Annotated in this window: 15 protein-coding genes and 1 tRNA gene; 13 read left to right on the top strand and 3 right to left on the bottom strand. The window is 37.3% G+C overall.

Annotated features, from left to right (window positions below):
- The first annotated feature begins 38 nt into the window (after window positions 1-38).
- From KGI96_RS04490 to KGI96_RS04440, 11 genes are all read left to right on the top strand, one after another.
- On the top strand, window positions 39-2,096 hold the full coding sequence (locus KGI96_RS04490; RefSeq protein ID WP_211598884.1) for a DNA polymerase: 2,058 nt from the start codon (window positions 39-41) through the stop codon (window positions 2,094-2,096).
- A gap of 2 nt (window positions 2,097-2,098) precedes the next feature.
- Window positions 2,099-2,308 (top strand): hypothetical protein, encoded by a 210-nt coding sequence (locus KGI96_RS04485; RefSeq protein ID WP_211598882.1) that lies wholly within the window; start codon window positions 2,099-2,101, stop codon window positions 2,306-2,308.
- A 3-nt stretch (window positions 2,309-2,311) separates the two neighbouring features.
- Window positions 2,312-2,581, top strand: coding sequence for a VRR-NUC domain-containing protein (locus KGI96_RS04480; RefSeq protein ID WP_211598880.1), 270 nt, complete (start codon window positions 2,312-2,314; stop codon window positions 2,579-2,581).
- On the top strand, window positions 2,569-3,951 hold the full coding sequence (locus tag KGI96_RS04475) for a DEAD/DEAH box helicase (protein WP_211598878.1): 1,383 nt from the start codon (window positions 2,569-2,571) through the stop codon (window positions 3,949-3,951). Before KGI96_RS04480 ends, KGI96_RS04475 begins: the two co-directional genes overlap by 13 nt.
- Before the next feature lie 16 nt (window positions 3,952-3,967).
- A complete protein-coding gene (locus KGI96_RS04470; protein ID WP_211598877.1) occupies window positions 3,968-4,642 on the top strand; it encodes a DNA methyltransferase in 675 nt (224 codons plus the stop codon).
- Window positions 4,643-4,719: 77 nt separating this feature from the next.
- Window positions 4,720-4,896, top strand: coding sequence for a hypothetical protein (locus KGI96_RS04465; protein WP_211598875.1), 177 nt, complete (start codon window positions 4,720-4,722; stop codon window positions 4,894-4,896).
- Complete coding sequence (locus KGI96_RS04460) at window positions 4,897-5,142, top strand: hypothetical protein (protein ID WP_211598873.1); 246 nt, start codon at window positions 4,897-4,899, stop codon at window positions 5,140-5,142.
- A 17-nt stretch (window positions 5,143-5,159) separates the two neighbouring features.
- Window positions 5,160-5,945 carry a DNA cytosine methyltransferase gene (locus tag KGI96_RS04455; protein ID WP_211598871.1) on the top strand — a complete coding sequence of 262 codons (786 nt, stop codon included), beginning with the start codon at window positions 5,160-5,162 and terminating at the stop codon, window positions 5,943-5,945.
- A gap of 2 nt (window positions 5,946-5,947) precedes the next feature.
- Window positions 5,948-6,244, top strand: a complete 297-nt coding sequence (locus KGI96_RS04450) for a hypothetical protein (RefSeq protein ID WP_211598869.1) — start codon at window positions 5,948-5,950, stop codon at window positions 6,242-6,244.
- A gap of 16 nt (window positions 6,245-6,260) precedes the next feature.
- The gene (locus KGI96_RS04445) at window positions 6,261-6,527 is read left to right on the top strand and encodes a DUF6378 domain-containing protein (RefSeq protein WP_211598867.1); all 267 of its coding nucleotides are present in this window, start codon (window positions 6,261-6,263) and stop codon (window positions 6,525-6,527) included.
- A 4-nt stretch (window positions 6,528-6,531) separates the two neighbouring features.
- On the top strand, window positions 6,532-6,717 hold the full coding sequence (locus tag KGI96_RS04440; protein ID WP_090921925.1) for a helix-turn-helix transcriptional regulator: 186 nt from the start codon (window positions 6,532-6,534) through the stop codon (window positions 6,715-6,717).
- Here KGI96_RS04440 and KGI96_RS04435 read toward each other — a convergent pair whose 3' ends face one another.
- The 3 genes from KGI96_RS04435 to secG all read right to left on the bottom strand — a co-directional run bounded on the left by KGI96_RS04435 (window position 6,718) and on the right by secG (window position 8,579).
- Window positions 6,718-7,926, bottom strand: coding sequence for an integrase arm-type DNA-binding domain-containing protein (locus KGI96_RS04435; RefSeq protein ID WP_211598865.1), 1,209 nt, complete (start codon window positions 7,924-7,926; stop codon window positions 6,718-6,720).
- A gap of 210 nt (window positions 7,927-8,136) precedes the next feature.
- Window positions 8,137-8,222, bottom strand: a tRNA-Leu gene (locus KGI96_RS04430).
- A gap of 21 nt (window positions 8,223-8,243) precedes the next feature.
- Window positions 8,244-8,579: a preprotein translocase subunit SecG gene (secG, locus tag KGI96_RS04425; RefSeq protein ID WP_211598863.1), complete on the bottom strand. Its 336-nt coding sequence runs from the start codon at window positions 8,577-8,579 to the stop codon at window positions 8,244-8,246.
- A gap of 409 nt (window positions 8,580-8,988) precedes the next feature.
- Between secG and KGI96_RS04420 the strand changes: the two genes are divergently transcribed.
- Together KGI96_RS04420 and KGI96_RS04415 are read left to right on the top strand one after the other, a co-directional pair.
- Window positions 8,989-10,182, top strand: coding sequence for a glycosyltransferase (locus KGI96_RS04420; protein WP_211598861.1), 1,194 nt, complete (start codon window positions 8,989-8,991; stop codon window positions 10,180-10,182).
- A gap of 521 nt (window positions 10,183-10,703) precedes the next feature.
- On the top strand, window positions 10,704-15,203 hold the full coding sequence (locus KGI96_RS04415) for an ESPR-type extended signal peptide-containing protein (RefSeq protein WP_213156566.1): 4,500 nt from the start codon (window positions 10,704-10,706) through the stop codon (window positions 15,201-15,203).
- The last annotated feature ends 142 nt before the right edge of the window (window positions 15,204-15,345 follow it).

Genomic DNA, 15,345 nt, shown 5'->3' with positions numbered 1-15,345 from the left:
ATAACACTTGTTCAAAATTTAGCAGAGGCACTTTAACAATGACAACTCTTTATGCAGATTTAGAAACTTACTCTCCAATACCCATAAAAAATGGGGTTCACGCTTACGCAGAGCAGGCAGAAATCTTACTTTTTGCTTATGCGTTAGAAAGTGAAGATGTACAAGTATGGGATTGTACAGTGGAAGATATGCCAGAAGATTTAAAAGAGTATTTAGCAGATCCAACAATCACATTATGCTTTCATAACTCGCACTTTGACCGCACCATTTTAAAACATACTATGCCAAACGCTATAGCGGGTGGCATAGAAAGATGGTTTGATACGATGGTTCAAGCATATTGGCATAGCTTACCAGGTAGCTTGGGGGAGCTAAGTGAAATTTTTAATTTGGATATTGGAGATGCCAAAGATAAAGTGGGTAAACAACTTATTCAACTTTTTTGCAAACCAAGACCTAAAAATAGCAAGCTAAGACGAGCAACCAGAGAAACACACCCTGCAGAGTGGGAACGCTTCAAACAATACGCGACACTAGATATTAAAGCAATGCGAGTACTACGCTCAAAAATGCCGATGTGGAATGCTACTTACGAAGAAAAACAGCTTTGGTATCTAGACCAAAAAATAAATGATAGAGGATTTGAAGTTGATATTGAGCTAACTCAATCAGCTATTAAAGCGATAGATAAGCAGAAAAAAGGGTTAGCAAAACGAACGCTAGCACTGACAGATGGTGAGGTGTCATCGACAACACAAAGGGACGCATTACTATCCCATCTTCTATCAACGCATGGCGTAACACTCCCTGATTTAACAGCGAGTACAATTGAAAGGCGTTTATCAGACCCCGAATTACCAGAAGCCGTAAAAGAATTGTTATCTACAAGATTGATTGCCAACGCAACCAGTTCAAGTAAATATAAAAAATTATTAGGAGCGGTAAGCTCTGACAGTCGGTTACGAGGCACCTTGCAATTCTGTGGTGCGACACGCACAGGTCGATGGGCAGGGCGAACATTCCAACCTCAAAACTTGCCTCGCCCTACACTTAAACAACACGATATTGATTTAGGCATTGAAGCGTTAAAAGGTGATGTTGCGGAGTTGGTATATGACAGTGTAACAGAATTAGCAAGTGCTGCCCTTCGGGGCTGTATTGTTGCACCAACGAATAAAAAACTTGTGGTTTCTGACTTATCTAATATTGAGGGAAGAGTGCTTGCCTGGTTAGCAGGCGAAGATTGGAAAATAAAAGCATTTGCGGATTTCGATAGAGGGCAAGGCCACGACCTTTATAATCTCGCTTATGCAAAATCTTTCGGCATAAAGCCGGAAAAAGTCACTAAAGACCAAAGACAAATCGGAAAAGTGCAAGAATTGGGATTAGGTTATGAGGGCGGAGTAGGAGCGTTCTTAACGTTCGCGAGTGCATATCGCTTAGACTTAAATGACCTTGCTAAGTCCGCCAAAATACCGCCACATATTAAAGAAGCCTCTACTCGAGCGTGGGAGTGGGCTGTTAAACAAAAAAGAACATACGATTTAACAAAAGAAATTTTTATTGTATGTGACTCAATAAAACGAATGTGGCGAGAGGCTCATCCGAATATATGTAGTCTTTGGAAAGGGGTAGATAATGCGGTTCGCAGTGCGATACAAAAGCCACATTCTATATATACAGTTGGACGTTTAAAAGTTCTCCGCCAAGGAGCTTGGCTAAGGATTGAGTTACCATCCGGGAGATATTTATGTTATCCCGGTATTAAAATCGATGACTTAAATCGTATCACCTATATGGGTATAGATACTTATACACGCAAATGGAAACGCCTCACAACATATTCAGGAAAACTTGTTGAAAACATAACACAAGCAACGGCTCGGGATGTAATGGCTGTCAATATGCAATTGATAGAGCGGCACGGCTATTCAATTATTTTAACGGTTCACGATGAAGTGATTACCGAAGCTCCAGATACTACTGAATATTCACACCAACATTTAAGCGAATTGCTTTCAACTCAACCAAATTGGGCAACTGGCTTGCCACTAAATGCAGGTGGGTTTGAAGCATATCGATATAAAAAGGATTAACAATGACCTATAAAACAGAAATTGAAGAATTACCCGATAATCGAGGTTGGGTAGGGTATTTGAAAAATGCAAAAAATATTACGATTTATAAAACATCAAACTTTTGTGCAAAAGAACTCGCTATTACAGCGTTAAATAACCGAATAAGAATGCACAATGAACGCTATGAAACGACAATTAAAGAAGTTCCGCAAATATCAATGTTTGGGTGATTTATGCTTCGAGAAAGAGACATTGAAAAAAATCTGGTGGATGCAGTTAAAAAACGCGGTGGGGTTGCGTATAAGTTCGTTAGTCCGGGGCGAGCGAATGTCCCGGATAGAATAGTCGTACTTCCAAATAGTCGTTTGATTTTCGTTGAATGTAAAGCACCAAAACAAAAGCCACGTGCGGGACAAATCAGAGAAATTGAACGATTGCGAGCATTAGGTCACCGTGTTGAAATCATAGATAGTTATGAGGTAGATCATTTATGGCAAGATTAGAATTCGAACCTCGCCCATACCAACATTTAATCATTGATTATATCATTAATAACCCACGCTGCAGTATTTGGGCTGGAATGGGGACAGGCAAAACCTCCTCAACATTAACCGCGATAGATTTGCTTTTTTTAAGTGGTTCTATTACCCCACCAGTACTTGTAATAGCACCTCTTAGGGTTGCGAGTTCGACGTGGGTTGATGAAGTTGAAAAATGGCAGCACTTATCAGATATGAGGGTTACTGCGGTCGTTGGTAAACCCCAAGAGCGTTTATTAAAGCTACAGACTAACGCAGATATTTACACAATCAACTATGAAAATATCCCTTGGTTAGTTGAAACGTTAGGGGATGATTGGCAATTCTCTACTGTAATCGCAGATGAAAGTACTAAACTAAAAAACTACAGGGCGAGAAAAGGCGGAAAGAGGGCAAAATATCTTGCAAAAGTAGCACACAGCAAAGTTACAAGATGGGTAAATTTAACAGGCACCCCATCACCAAATGGCTTAATTGACTTATGGGGTCAGCAATGGTTCACTGATAAAGGAAAACGCTTAGGCGTAACGTTTACGGGATTTAAAGACCGTTGGTTTAGGTCTATCCCCATCGGTACTACTGGATTTTTTAAAACCGAGCCATACCCTTTTGCACAAGATGAAATCCAAAACGCACTCCAAGACTGCTGTTTATCAATTCAAGCCGAAGACTATTTTGATATAAAAGAACCAATACAAACACGAATAGACATAGATTTACCCCCAAAAGTAATGAAGCTCTACAAAGATTTTGAAAGGGAGATGTTTATCGAAATAGCGAATGAAGAAATAGAGGCGATGAGTGCAGCAGCTAAAACACAAAAGTGTTTACAACTTGCAAGCGGAGCTATCTATACAGAAAGTGGAGAATGGATTGAAGTACACAAAGCTAAGCTACAAGCATTAGAAAGTATTGTAGAAGAAGCTGCGGGTACGCCAGTTCTGGTCGCATATCACTTTAAAAGTGATTTAGCTCGATTAAAAAAACATTTTCCCCAGGGAAAAGAATTAGATGCAAATCCAAAAACAATAAGAGATTGGAACAAAGGAAAAATTCCAATCTTATTCGCACATCCAGCAAGTGCAGGACACGGATTAAATCTACAAGATGGTGGGAATATTCTCGCTTTCTTTTCGCACTGGTGGGATTTAGAACAGTATCAACAAATCTTGGAACGTATAGGTCCAACAAGACAAGCACAAGCAGGACATAACCGTCCTGTATTTATATACCACATTGTCGCTAAAGGAACATTAGACCAAGCGGTTATAGAAAGGCGAGATAGTAAAAAAACTGTACAAGAAATTTTATTAGAATCAATGAAACCTGAATAGTGGGTAGGAGGACTGTATGAATAAGTTCACGAATGAAGATTGTACTGCGGGTATGAAAAAATATCCAAATAACTATTTTGATTTAGCCATAGTTGATCCGCCTTACTTCTCTGGCCCTGAAAAAAGAAAATACTATGGTAAAAAGATAAGCCCTATCGGTGTTCAGAGAATCTATAAAGAAACTGATACTTGGGAGTTGCCAAATGAAGAGTATTTTAATGAGTTATTTAGAGTAAGCAAACACCAAATAATTTGGGGTGTAAATTATTTCAATAATTACAAATTTGGCTCTGGCCGTATTATCTGGGATAAATGCAACGGCAAAAGCCCTTTTAGCGATTGCGAAATTGCTTACTGCAGTAAACACGATAGTGTGAGACAGTTCAAATATATGTGGAACGGGATGATGCAGGGGAAATCAATAGATGAAGGATGGGTTCAGCAAGGAAATAAAAAATTAAATGAAAAAAGAATACATCCAACACAAAAGCCAGTAAATCTTTATTTGTGGCTACTGCAGAAGTATGCAAAAGCCGGCCATAAAATTTTAGATACTCACGTCGGTAGTGCAAGCAGTTTAATTGCTTGTGAGAAATTAGGCTTTGAGTATGTTGGCTTTGAACTTAATTCACATTATTTCGAACTCGCTAAAAATCGAATATTAAAAGAAAGGAGTTCTGTTAACAGCTAACTTGCAAAAACCGAATTAAATGTAACCGCTTATGTAGAAATATATAAGCGGTTTTTTATATCTGAAAGGAGGCATAAATGAGAAAAACAACAATAGCTTTAACTGTAAGTGCCTTGGCTCATCAACATTTTATTAATAATAGAGAGATGAGCAACTCCTATTCTGAACTTTATAAAAGAAGAAATGGAACAGTTCTCAATCATCCGCACAGAGCCAAGAAGCAAAGATTAAGACAAATGTATGGGAGAAAATAAATGAATATCACAGAATTTAGGGAGAATACGAGTACAAGAATACTCGATATGTTACAAACCGGTTTTAATTGTTATGACATAGGACACACAACAGAAGAAATAGCAGATGAAATCGGTATTGACATTAAAGAATGCAAGGAAATTTTAAGATGTTTAGTTGATAGAAAACTTATCCGCTTAGTTCATTTGGTTGATTTAGAAACGAACAAGCTTATGGGTAGTGGATATATTCCATATCAACGTTAAAAAATTTTGGAGGTAAAATGATTGTTTGGGCTTTGTTTGATAGCGGAAACGGTTGTTATAAAAAAACTTCTCAAGATTTTGAAAATATTGAAATTTATTCAATAGGGATGGATAAAGAGAACAAAAGCAACCATTTTATCAACTTAGATTTGGCTTACTACTCTATTTCACAAAAAGAAAACAAACTATTTGATGAACTTGATAAATTACCAAAGCCTGATTTAATTATTGCCTCCCCTCCTTGTGAAAGTTGGAGTATAGCCAGTGCAATGTGGGGTGGTAATGCTTCTTGGAAGCAAGAAAAACAGCACAACAAAAATGCTTCTAAGTTTACAATTAGAAGTAGAAAAGATTACGATTTGGACTTTGTACAATTCAAATATGACAAATCATTTATCAATCGGATAAACGGAGAGCTTTGTATATACAACACGATTGAAATTATAAAAAGATATGCTCCAGCTATCTATGTAATAGAAAATCCTGGTGCAAGTAGGATTTGGCATTATATTAATGACATATTAGATTTCCATATTGAATTTGACAATCTAACTTACTACAACAACTACGGGTACCCCATCAGCAAAGCAACTCGTTTTAAAAGCAATATCAATCTCAATTTAGATAGTCGAAAAAACAAATCCAAAGTATGTTGGGGTGATTTTTCGAGAAACTATAACGAACGCTCAAACATTCCACTTGCTTTAATTCATCAGATTTACACAGAAGTGATTAAACACCTGGATAATACAATAGAGCAAAGACCTGGACTAACAGAGCAATTATCAATACTAAGGAGCTAAAAATGGAACTTAAAAAAGATGAGCATTTAATCTTTACACTTGAACAGTTTGAAATGATAGAAAAACTTGTGTTGCAAAATAAAGGTGCTACTCGCATTCTTTTGTTTTTCATAAAACAGAAAGCAAAACATTCTGTAATAAAGTTAAGTTATTCAGAAATAGCAGAGGAACTTTTTATGTCGTACGAGTCCGTTAGAGTTGGTGTAAAGTTTTTACAAAATAACGGCTATTTAGAGAAGCAAGATTTTAGATGTAAAAAAGAAACAAAAAAGCCCACATTTAATTTATTAAAATTTTAACTGGAGAAATCAAAAAATGGAAAATAACATTATACAAGAAACCCTGGAAAAACGCGGTGAAACCTATGGCGATTTTGAAGACGTAGCACAAGTATCGCAGCTATTAAAGGGCATAGTGATACACGCAGGGAACCGAAAGAAACTTACTGATGTACAACGAGAGGCTCTAGAGATGATTTGCGTAAAACTCGCACGTATTTCAATGGGCGATCCTGATTATGAAGATAACTGGCGAGATATTGCGGGTTATGCAATATTGGGTGGCAGTTTAGAAAAGGAGTAAAAAAATGGAACAACAAAATACTATTCAAAAACAACTACTCACACTTGATGAAGTAGTTGCTATGACAGGATTTTCTTCATCCACAATATACAAATATATGGATCAAGGTAAATTTCCAAAGCCTAAAAAATATAGCACTAGAAACGTACGCTGGCGTTTAACAGATGTGCAAAACCACATTAATGCTTAATTATAAACCCTTTGAGCAATTTTCAACATAATCACCCCATTTTTGCATTAAATTCTTACGCTGTTCTAAATAATTAGAACGGTTATAGGCTTTTCTAACTGCATTTTTTATACCGTGTGATAAACACGCTTCTATAGCATCATATTGTTCTAAAAATTGCTCATTTAAGTAAGTGCTAGCAATACTTCTTAAGCCGTGCGATGTCAATTTACCACTGTAGCCAATTAAACCTATTGAGCGGTTAGCCGTTTGTGGGTTTAGTGGCTTAGTGGGATTTCTAAAACTAGCAAAAATATATTTGCTGTTCCCCGTCAATTCTTTCATCACTTCTAAAATAGCTAACGCTTGAGTAGAAAGCGGTACTGTGTGTGCTTTTTTACCACCTTTCATCTTCTGAGCTGGGATATTCCACAGCTTGCTCTCAAAATCAATTTCAATCCATTCAGCATTTGCAGCTTCTTTGGGTCTTACCATAGTCAATAATTGCCACTGAATCAGTTTTTTTGTTACTAGCGAAATATTGCTATTTCGTAAAGCGGTTAAAAACTCAGGTAAATCTTCAGGTCTAATACTAGGATTGTTTATTACAGACTTTCTCATAAATGTACTACCAACCTTAGTACATTTATTAAATTCTAATATGCCTGAATTAACTGCAAAATCAATTACTTCATTCACTAATCTTGATAATTTTTTTACTGTATCAGTTTTTCCTTGTTTATTTAACGGCTCAATTGTTTTAATTACAAGTTGAGGCGTGATTTCAGAAACTGGGTAATGACCCATCTTAGGAAAAATGTGATTTTCTAAACGTTGCCAATTCTTAATTAACGTAGATTGAGCTACTTCTGTCTGCTTTTTAACTTTCCATTTACAAGCTATTTTAAAAAAAGTGTTATCTTGCTTTTCTAATGTCTCACGTTCTATTTTTTGTCTGTGAACTTGTGGATCGATATTTTGAGCAAGTAAAGATAAATACTCTTGTCTTAACTCTCTTGCTTGAGCAAGACTAACGTCAGGGTATCGACCCAAACTTAAGTCATTCCTATTTTTTGCAAAAGGACGATAGTAATTAAATCGCCATAATTTACTTTTATTCGATTTCACTAATAAATAAAGCCCTTTACCGTCGGTTAGCCGGTAGTCTTTTTCTTTCGCTTTTGCCTTATCTACTTCTGTGTTTGTAAGAGGTCTAACTATTTTTGCCATAATTTTAGTAGTACAATTTTGTGATAAAAATTAAATTTTTAGTAGTATTAAGTATTATACTACTAAATGTACTCCTAAAACTCAAGGAAGTAAACGGATTTCTGTGGAAATATACGGAAGAAAGGGGAAAAAATAACCCTGAAAGCGTAAGTGCTATCAGGGTTTTCGAGTAAGTATGCGGAAGTAAAAAGAAGTATACGCAATAAATTATGGTGCTCTGAGCGAGACTTGAACTCGCACGTCCTACGGACACTACCCCCTCAAGATAGCGTGTCTACCAATTCCACCACCAGAGCGTAAATTTATTGATCAAAATATTATTGAGGAATATCGTTATTTTTATCTTGCACAGGTAACACAATTTGAGGTTCAACTTTCTGTTGAACATTACTTAAATCTTCAAATTGACTTTTTGATTTTGTACTATGAGAGTTTAAATTACCAATGACTAGGCTAATTCCAAAAAAAACAATGGTCAATAGTGCAGTTGTTCTTGATAAAAAATTAGCTGAACCTGCAGAACCAAAAACAGTACCTGACGCACCAGCACCAAATGAAGCTCCAGCATCAGCCCCTTTACCTTGTTGCATTAAAATAAATCCGATTAGGATAACCGCAACCACTAAATATACAATTGTCAAAATATTAATCATTATTTTTTCTCAAAATTCTATTATAAAAATAAAATTCTGTAACCCTTTGTTACAGAACCTATAAAACCTTGCGTATAATAGCTGTTTCAAATTTTCCTTGCAAGTAGAAATTTTATCTCTTGCTATGATTTTGCTGTATTTTTCAACATTTTATATTTTTTGTTAAAATCTTATTGCTTGTTTAGAATAAAATCGTATTTAGCATTTATCACTTTTCTTGCGGGTTGGATTTTTTAAATTTATCAACAGGATAAAATCATACTTGACGTTCGTTATTTCGCTCCCTTCCCCCGCAAAATATTTGAGCAAAATAGAATTTCACGTTATTATAATTATAATGAACTGAGCAACAATTACACAACAACGAATAATTATAGATTTTCATTAATTTGAAATTGAGGAGTTTTTTATGGACTTAGATTCAAAAACATTATGCTTAGTAATGATTGTACGAAATGAATCCAAAGTAATAAAACGCTGTTTAGATAGAGTAAAAGACAAAATTGATTATTGGGTTATTGTCGATACAGGGTCAGATGATAATACAATGGAAATTATTAAAGAAACACTACAACAGGTTCCGGGGGAGTTGCATCAACAACAATGGGTTAATTTTGGTGTTAACCGTACTCAAAGTTTAGCCTTAGCAAAGAATAAGGCAGATTATCTATTACTTTGTGATGCAGATGAACAAATTCTCTTCTCAGATGATTTTGATTCAAGTGTGTTAAAAACTGACGCTTACTTGATTTCCTATATTGGGACAAATGATTATTCTGTTCCTTATCTAATCAAAGGAAATTTAAATTGGGAATATATAGGAGTGACACACGAATACTTGTCTTGTGATATCGATATTAACAGGGGAAAAATAAGTACTATTTCTATTCTTGATTTACAAGATGGGGGTTATAAACAGGATAAATTTGAAAGAGATATAGTACTATTAGAAAATGCACTAATTGAAGAACCAGATAACCCACGTTATAAATTTTATCTAGCTAACTCTTATCGAGATATTGAAGATTATGAAAATGCAGCTAAATGGTATAAAAAACGTATTCAAGACGGTGGCTGGCGAGAAGAGGTAACTTGTACTTATGAAAACCTAGGTATATGTTATGAAAAATTGCAACGTCCAGAAGAAGCCCTGCATACTTGGCTAATGGGTTATGACTACGATCCATCTCGAATGGAATGTTTATATAATGCAGTAAGATTATTACGTATTCAAGAAAATTACCGATTGGCATATCAATTATGCTTAATTGCAAGATCAATCCCTTATCCAGAACAAGATATTTTATTTGTTCAACGCCGAGTCTATCAATTCTGGATATTCTACGAATTATCCATTTGTAGTTATTATGTGGATAATTTTCAATTAGGTTACGATTGTTGTAAGCATGTTCTTTTAAATGATCCAAATTTTATTGTTCTTGAAACAACCATTAATAATTTACGTTTTTATAAAGAATTTGCTGCAACAGATACTGTTCAAAATGTTGAGAAAATAGTGATTATTTTACAAGAATACCTTAAAAATAATCACAATGTTAAAGCACAAGAAACATTAAAATATTTAGAAACGTTACTCGGGTAATTATCCTCCTATCCTTCTTTATCTTTATGAAGAAGGATAAAATTTAATCAGTTGAACGTTAATGTTTTCAGCCATCTAGTCATATTAAAAATAGATAAAATATCAAAAAACAATAGAGTAACTTATTGTTTTTTATGGTATAATAATCACTAATCACTAATCACTAATCACTAATCACTAATCACTAATCACTAATCACTAATCACTAATCACTAATCACTAATCACTAATCACTAATCACTAATCACTAATCACTAATCACTAATCACTAATCACTAATCACTAATCACTAATCACTAATCACTAATCACTAATCACTAATCACTAATCACTAATCACTAATCACTAATCACTAATCACTAATCACTAATCACTAATCACTTCACTAAAAATATTGCTGGTTTTTTTTTTTTTTTTTTTTGCGAAAATAAACTAATTCAAACAAAAAATTAACATTGCCTGTAAATGGACTTTACAAAAGCATTAAACTCAAGGAGAGAGTATCTATTAAGCAGGATACTATGAACAAAGTCTACAAAATCATCTTCAACCAAAGCACACAAACTTTTACCGTTGTATCAGAGCTAGCCAAAGGTGCTAAAAAATCACAAACGCAGTCTTTTGTCTTCCGTCCCCTGTCTTCAGAACAGCAAGCGGGTACATTTTTACCAAAATTTACCAAAATAGCATTGCTTATTTCAATGGTATTTGGAATTCATTCACAAGCAATGGCAGAAGAGAATTCGGATCTCACAGCCTTAATCGATCGAGTTACGAAATTAGAAAAATTAGTAGTAACAGCAGATGGTATTACATTAGTAAAAAAGAATGATGAGGATGGTAAGGAAGTATTAACGGTAAATATAGATGATAAGACATTAAAAATAAAGAATGGAAAAATTAAAGTCTCAGACGAAATAGCTAAAAATTACTTCCACACTAACACAACAGGACAATGGCAACCAGGGAATGATAGCAATTTCGATGTTGTAAATGGTGTTGGTGGAGCAAAAGGAATAGCTTCACTTGCAGCAGGTAAGAACGCAAATGCAAGTGTAGATAATGCAGTTGCGATTGGTTATGGAGCGAGTGTTAATAGTGCTCAAGGAGATCCTGGAAAAGGTGGAATTGCGATTGGGTGGGGAGCTCAATCTCATCAAATGGCCACTGCAAATCATGAATCTGTAATTAAATTTGGACGTGATCCAAGTGAAATGTCTGGTGGAATAGCAATAGGACAAAAAACTCATGCAAGAATTGGAACAATTGATATAGGAAATAGAGATTATAAAGGAGATATTGGCGATTTAACTCAAGCCAATGGAAATCAATGGAATGGAGACACTTGGAATCGTACAGCAGCTGTTGGTGCAACAACAGTTGGAGATAATTCTATAAATAGTGGAAATTTTGCAAGTATAACAGGTGCTTATAATGTAATTTCAAAAGCTTCATCAAATAAATACCAAAGTTTTGATGAGGTACCTGATAAAATTAAGAAAGGTTTAGAAAGTATTAGAAGCATTGCAAGGTTAGCGGGCTATAATGTTAATTCATTTAAATCACCATTGTTTGTAGGAGCAAATGTACTTCGAAATGCAGGAGCTGCTGTTCAAGGTTTAGGTGCTACAGTAAATGGAACATTTAATAGTATAGAGGCTGCTGAAGAGGTAGATGCCAATATGGCAGCCCTAAAATTATCTGGAGGTTCTGGAGGATGGAAAAGTTCTTTTGCTAAGGGTGTGATAGAAAATGCTTTTGGAATGACAGGAAATGGAAATCCAGCGACAGGTCTGATGTATTCAGGATTAAATTCAACGGTTTTTGGTGTAGCAAATAGAACAGGAAAATCGAATGGAGTGATTATAGTTGGAAGTGCAAATGAAGTTGATCATTCATATTTAACTCCTGAAGCAAGATTAGTCTTTGATTCTAAAATAACAAATTTACCTATGCAATTTAAACTGAGTTTAGATGGAAACTTTATGAATTCTAGTGGAAGCCTAAATTCAGTGAAAGAGTTGGCTGATACTTTTAGAAAATATGGGCAAAAAAATAGATTAGGTTCAGTTGGAGTAATTGGAGGTGCAAATAAAGTAGATTATTCAGTTTTTTCTAATGTGGTGGGAGTTGGAAATGAATTATTAGGAAATGGAGTCGCATCAAATTCAGCGCTAACTTCTGAAAATACTGCATTAGCAGAGGCTACTGAAAATGGGTCGATTTTCAGTGCGTTCAATAATATTCAAGGGTATGAGAATGTAGGAAAGAATGTAAGTCATACTAATATACAAGGATCAAATAATAATGTTAAGAATGGATTTAAAAATATAGTTATGGGAAACAATCATAATTTGGTTGGAATTCTTGCAGATACAACTAGTAATGTTATTGAAAACTTAGCTGAAAGAAATATTATATTAGGATTTAATAAAAAAACTGACGGTGGAAGCATAAAAGAATCAGCTAAGGATATATTTGTATTTGGTAATGATGTTAAAGCGAATATCGATAACTCTATTTACTTGGGAGCAAACACCACAGAAGCAAATATAAATGCAACGGTTGGTAATGGGGAATACCTTTCAACTATGGCTGGTTATAATGCCAAATTTGCTGGAAAAGTAGCTGATGGAATAGTTTCAGTGGGTTCTGAGGGCAAAGAAAGAAGAATTCAGAATGTTGCTGCTGGTTTAATTTCAGAAACGTCAACAGATGCGATTAATGGTTCACAGTTATTCCAAATTGCGAGAATCCCATTCTTTAATGGTGGATTCAAATCAGACAGTGGTTATACTCAAGGAAGCAAGGTTGGTGGTGATGATGATTTTGATCTAACCAAACTCGCTTTTGATTTTGGAGATGGCTTAAAAGTTCAAAAACAAGAAAAAGATGGTAAAGACGTTGCATTAATTACTTTAGATAAAGAAGCCTTGAAGAATGATCCTGACTTTAAAGGACCAACAGGACCAGCAGGAGCAACTGGACCAACAGGAGCAACGGGAGCAACAGGAGCAACGGGACCGACAGGAGAAACGGGAGCCACTGGAGCGACAGGAGCAACGGGACCGACAGGAGCAACTGGACCAACAGGAGCAACGGGACCGACAGGAGAAACGGGAGCCACTGGACCAACAGGAGCAACTGGACCAACAGGAGCAACGGGAACAACGGGACCGACAGGAGCCACTGGACCAACAGGAGCCACTGGAGCAACGGGAGCCACTGGACCAACAGGAGCCACTGGACCAACAGGAGCCACTGGAGCAACGGGAGCAACTGGACCAACGGGAGCCACTGGACCAACAGGAGCAACTGGACCAACAGGAACCACTGGACCAACAGGACCAACAGGAGCCACTGGACCAACGGGAACCACTGGAGCAACTGGAGCAACTGGAGCAACGGGAGCAACGGGAGCCACTGGACCAACAGGAGCCACTGGACCAACGGGAACCACTGGAGCAACTGGACCAACGGGAACCACTGGACCAACAGGAGCAACGGGAGCCACTGGACCAACAGGAGCAACTGGACCAACAGGAACCACTGGACCAACAGGACCAACAGGAGCCACTGGAGCCACTGGACCAACGGGAACCACTGGAGCAACTGGAGCAACTGGAGCAACGGGAGCAACGGGAGCCACTGGACCAACAGGAGCAACTGGACCAACAGGAACCACTGGACCAACAGGACCAACAGGACCAACAGGAGCCACTGGAGCCACTGGAGCGACAGGAGCAACGGGACCGACAGGAGCAACTGGACCAACGGGAACCACTGGACCAACAGGAGCCACTGGACCAACAGGAGCAACGGGACCGACAGGAGAAACGGGAGCCACTGGACCAACAGGAGCAACTGGACCAACGGGAACCACTGGACCAACAGGAGCCACTGGACCAACAGGAGCAACGGGAACAACGGGACCGACAGGAGCCACTGGACCAACAGGAGCAACGGGAACAACGGGACCGACAGGAGCCACTGGACCAACAGGAGCCACTGGAGCAACGGGAGCAACTGGACCAACGGGAACCACTGGAGCAACTGGACCAACAGGAGCAACGGGAACAACGGGACCGACAGGAGCCACTGGACCAACAGGAGCCACTGGACCAACGGGAACCACTGGAGCAACGGGAGCAACGGGAACCACTGGACCAACGGGAACCACTGGAGCAACGGGAGCAACTGGACCAACAGGAGCCACTGGACCAACAGGAGCAACGGGACCGACAGGAACCACTGGACCAACAGGAGCCACTGGAGCAACAGGAACGACTGGAGCAACAGGAGCCACTGGAACCACAGGAACCACTGGAACAACAGGAACCACTGGAGCCACTGGAATAGTTAAGCTTAAATTATCTGATACCGAAAATGATGCTACTGAAATTATGGATAATGAAATTAAGATTGGAGAGAGTGGTACTCTTACTCCTAATGATGGTTCTTTAAATATTAATTTAGGTAAGAATATCAATGCTAAAAAAGTAAAAGATAGTAGTAATAAGGAAACATTAGTTATTTCAACGGCTCAAAAAGTTGAATTTAAACAAGTTACTATTGGCGATGTTGATAAGGATGGAAAGGGCACTATTACCATTTCTAATAACGCATTAACAATTAAAGATGGTGTGAAAGTTGATATTAATATGGGTGGTAACCAAATCCATAATATCGCAGCAGGTGTAGCACCAACGGATGCAGTGAATGTCTCTCAGCTAAATGAGGTGAAAGATGAGGTAACAAATATCGCCAATAAAGTAGGTAATGTTGAAAAACGTGCTAATGAAGGTATTTCAAGTGCAATGGCAGCAGCAGGCTTGCCACAAGCTTACTTACCAGGTCACAGCATGGTTTCTGCTGCAGGTTCAACTTACAAAGGCGCAACAGGTCTTGCTGTTGGTATTTCAACTATTTCAGATAATGGTAAATGGATTATCAAAGGCTCTGTAAATTCAAATTCGAGTGGGGGTGTTGGTGCAACTTTAGGAGCTGGATATCAGTGGTAGTTGAATACAGAGAATAGAGATATTCTTTTGACCTAAAGTAGGTAAATGCCCTTTTCAATTGATGAGGGCATTTTTTATAGTGTAGATAGCGGATAGATTTATTTGAAAATTTGCAAAATATTAGAAAATTATACTACTTGTG

The sequence above is a fragment of the Phocoenobacter atlanticus subsp. cyclopteri genome (assembly GCF_018343795.1).
GTDB classification, from domain to species: Bacteria; Pseudomonadota; Gammaproteobacteria; order Enterobacterales; family Pasteurellaceae; genus Phocoenobacter; species Phocoenobacter atlanticus.
Note: the sequence above shows the minus strand (reverse complement) of the source record. Positions and strands in the feature narration are given on the sequence as shown.

Bases quoted from the DNA above. Each gene is read 5' to 3' on its own strand.
- KGI96_RS04475 (WP_211598878.1), top strand. From the start codon at position 2,569: ATGGCAAGATTAGAATTCGAACCTCGCCCATACCAACATTTAATCATT.
- KGI96_RS04445 (WP_211598867.1), top strand. From the start codon at position 6,261: ATGGAAAATAACATTATACAAGAAACCCTGGAAAAACGCGGTGAAACC.
- KGI96_RS04455 (WP_211598871.1), top strand. From the start codon at position 5,160: ATGATTGTTTGGGCTTTGTTTGATAGCGGAAACGGTTGTTATAAAAAA.
- KGI96_RS04470 (WP_211598877.1), top strand. From the start codon at position 3,968: ATGAATAAGTTCACGAATGAAGATTGTACTGCGGGTATGAAAAAATAT.
- secG (WP_211598863.1), bottom strand. From the start codon at position 8,579: ATGATTAATATTTTGACAATTGTATATTTAGTGGTTGCGGTTATCCTA.
- KGI96_RS04465 (WP_211598875.1), top strand. From the start codon at position 4,720: ATGAGAAAAACAACAATAGCTTTAACTGTAAGTGCCTTGGCTCATCAA.
- KGI96_RS04450 (WP_211598869.1), top strand. From the start codon at position 5,948: ATGGAACTTAAAAAAGATGAGCATTTAATCTTTACACTTGAACAGTTT.
- KGI96_RS04435 (WP_211598865.1), bottom strand. From the start codon at position 7,926: ATGGCAAAAATAGTTAGACCTCTTACAAACACAGAAGTAGATAAGGCA.
- KGI96_RS04420 (WP_211598861.1), top strand. From the start codon at position 8,989: ATGGACTTAGATTCAAAAACATTATGCTTAGTAATGATTGTACGAAAT.
- KGI96_RS04490 (WP_211598884.1), top strand. From the start codon at position 39: ATGACAACTCTTTATGCAGATTTAGAAACTTACTCTCCAATACCCATA.
- KGI96_RS04485 (WP_211598882.1), top strand. From the start codon at position 2,099: ATGACCTATAAAACAGAAATTGAAGAATTACCCGATAATCGAGGTTGG.
- KGI96_RS04480 (WP_211598880.1), top strand. From the start codon at position 2,312: ATGCTTCGAGAAAGAGACATTGAAAAAAATCTGGTGGATGCAGTTAAA.
- KGI96_RS04440 (WP_090921925.1), top strand. From the start codon at position 6,532: ATGGAACAACAAAATACTATTCAAAAACAACTACTCACACTTGATGAA.
- KGI96_RS04415 (WP_213156566.1), top strand. From the start codon at position 10,704: ATGAACAAAGTCTACAAAATCATCTTCAACCAAAGCACACAAACTTTT.
- KGI96_RS04460 (WP_211598873.1), top strand. From the start codon at position 4,897: ATGAATATCACAGAATTTAGGGAGAATACGAGTACAAGAATACTCGAT.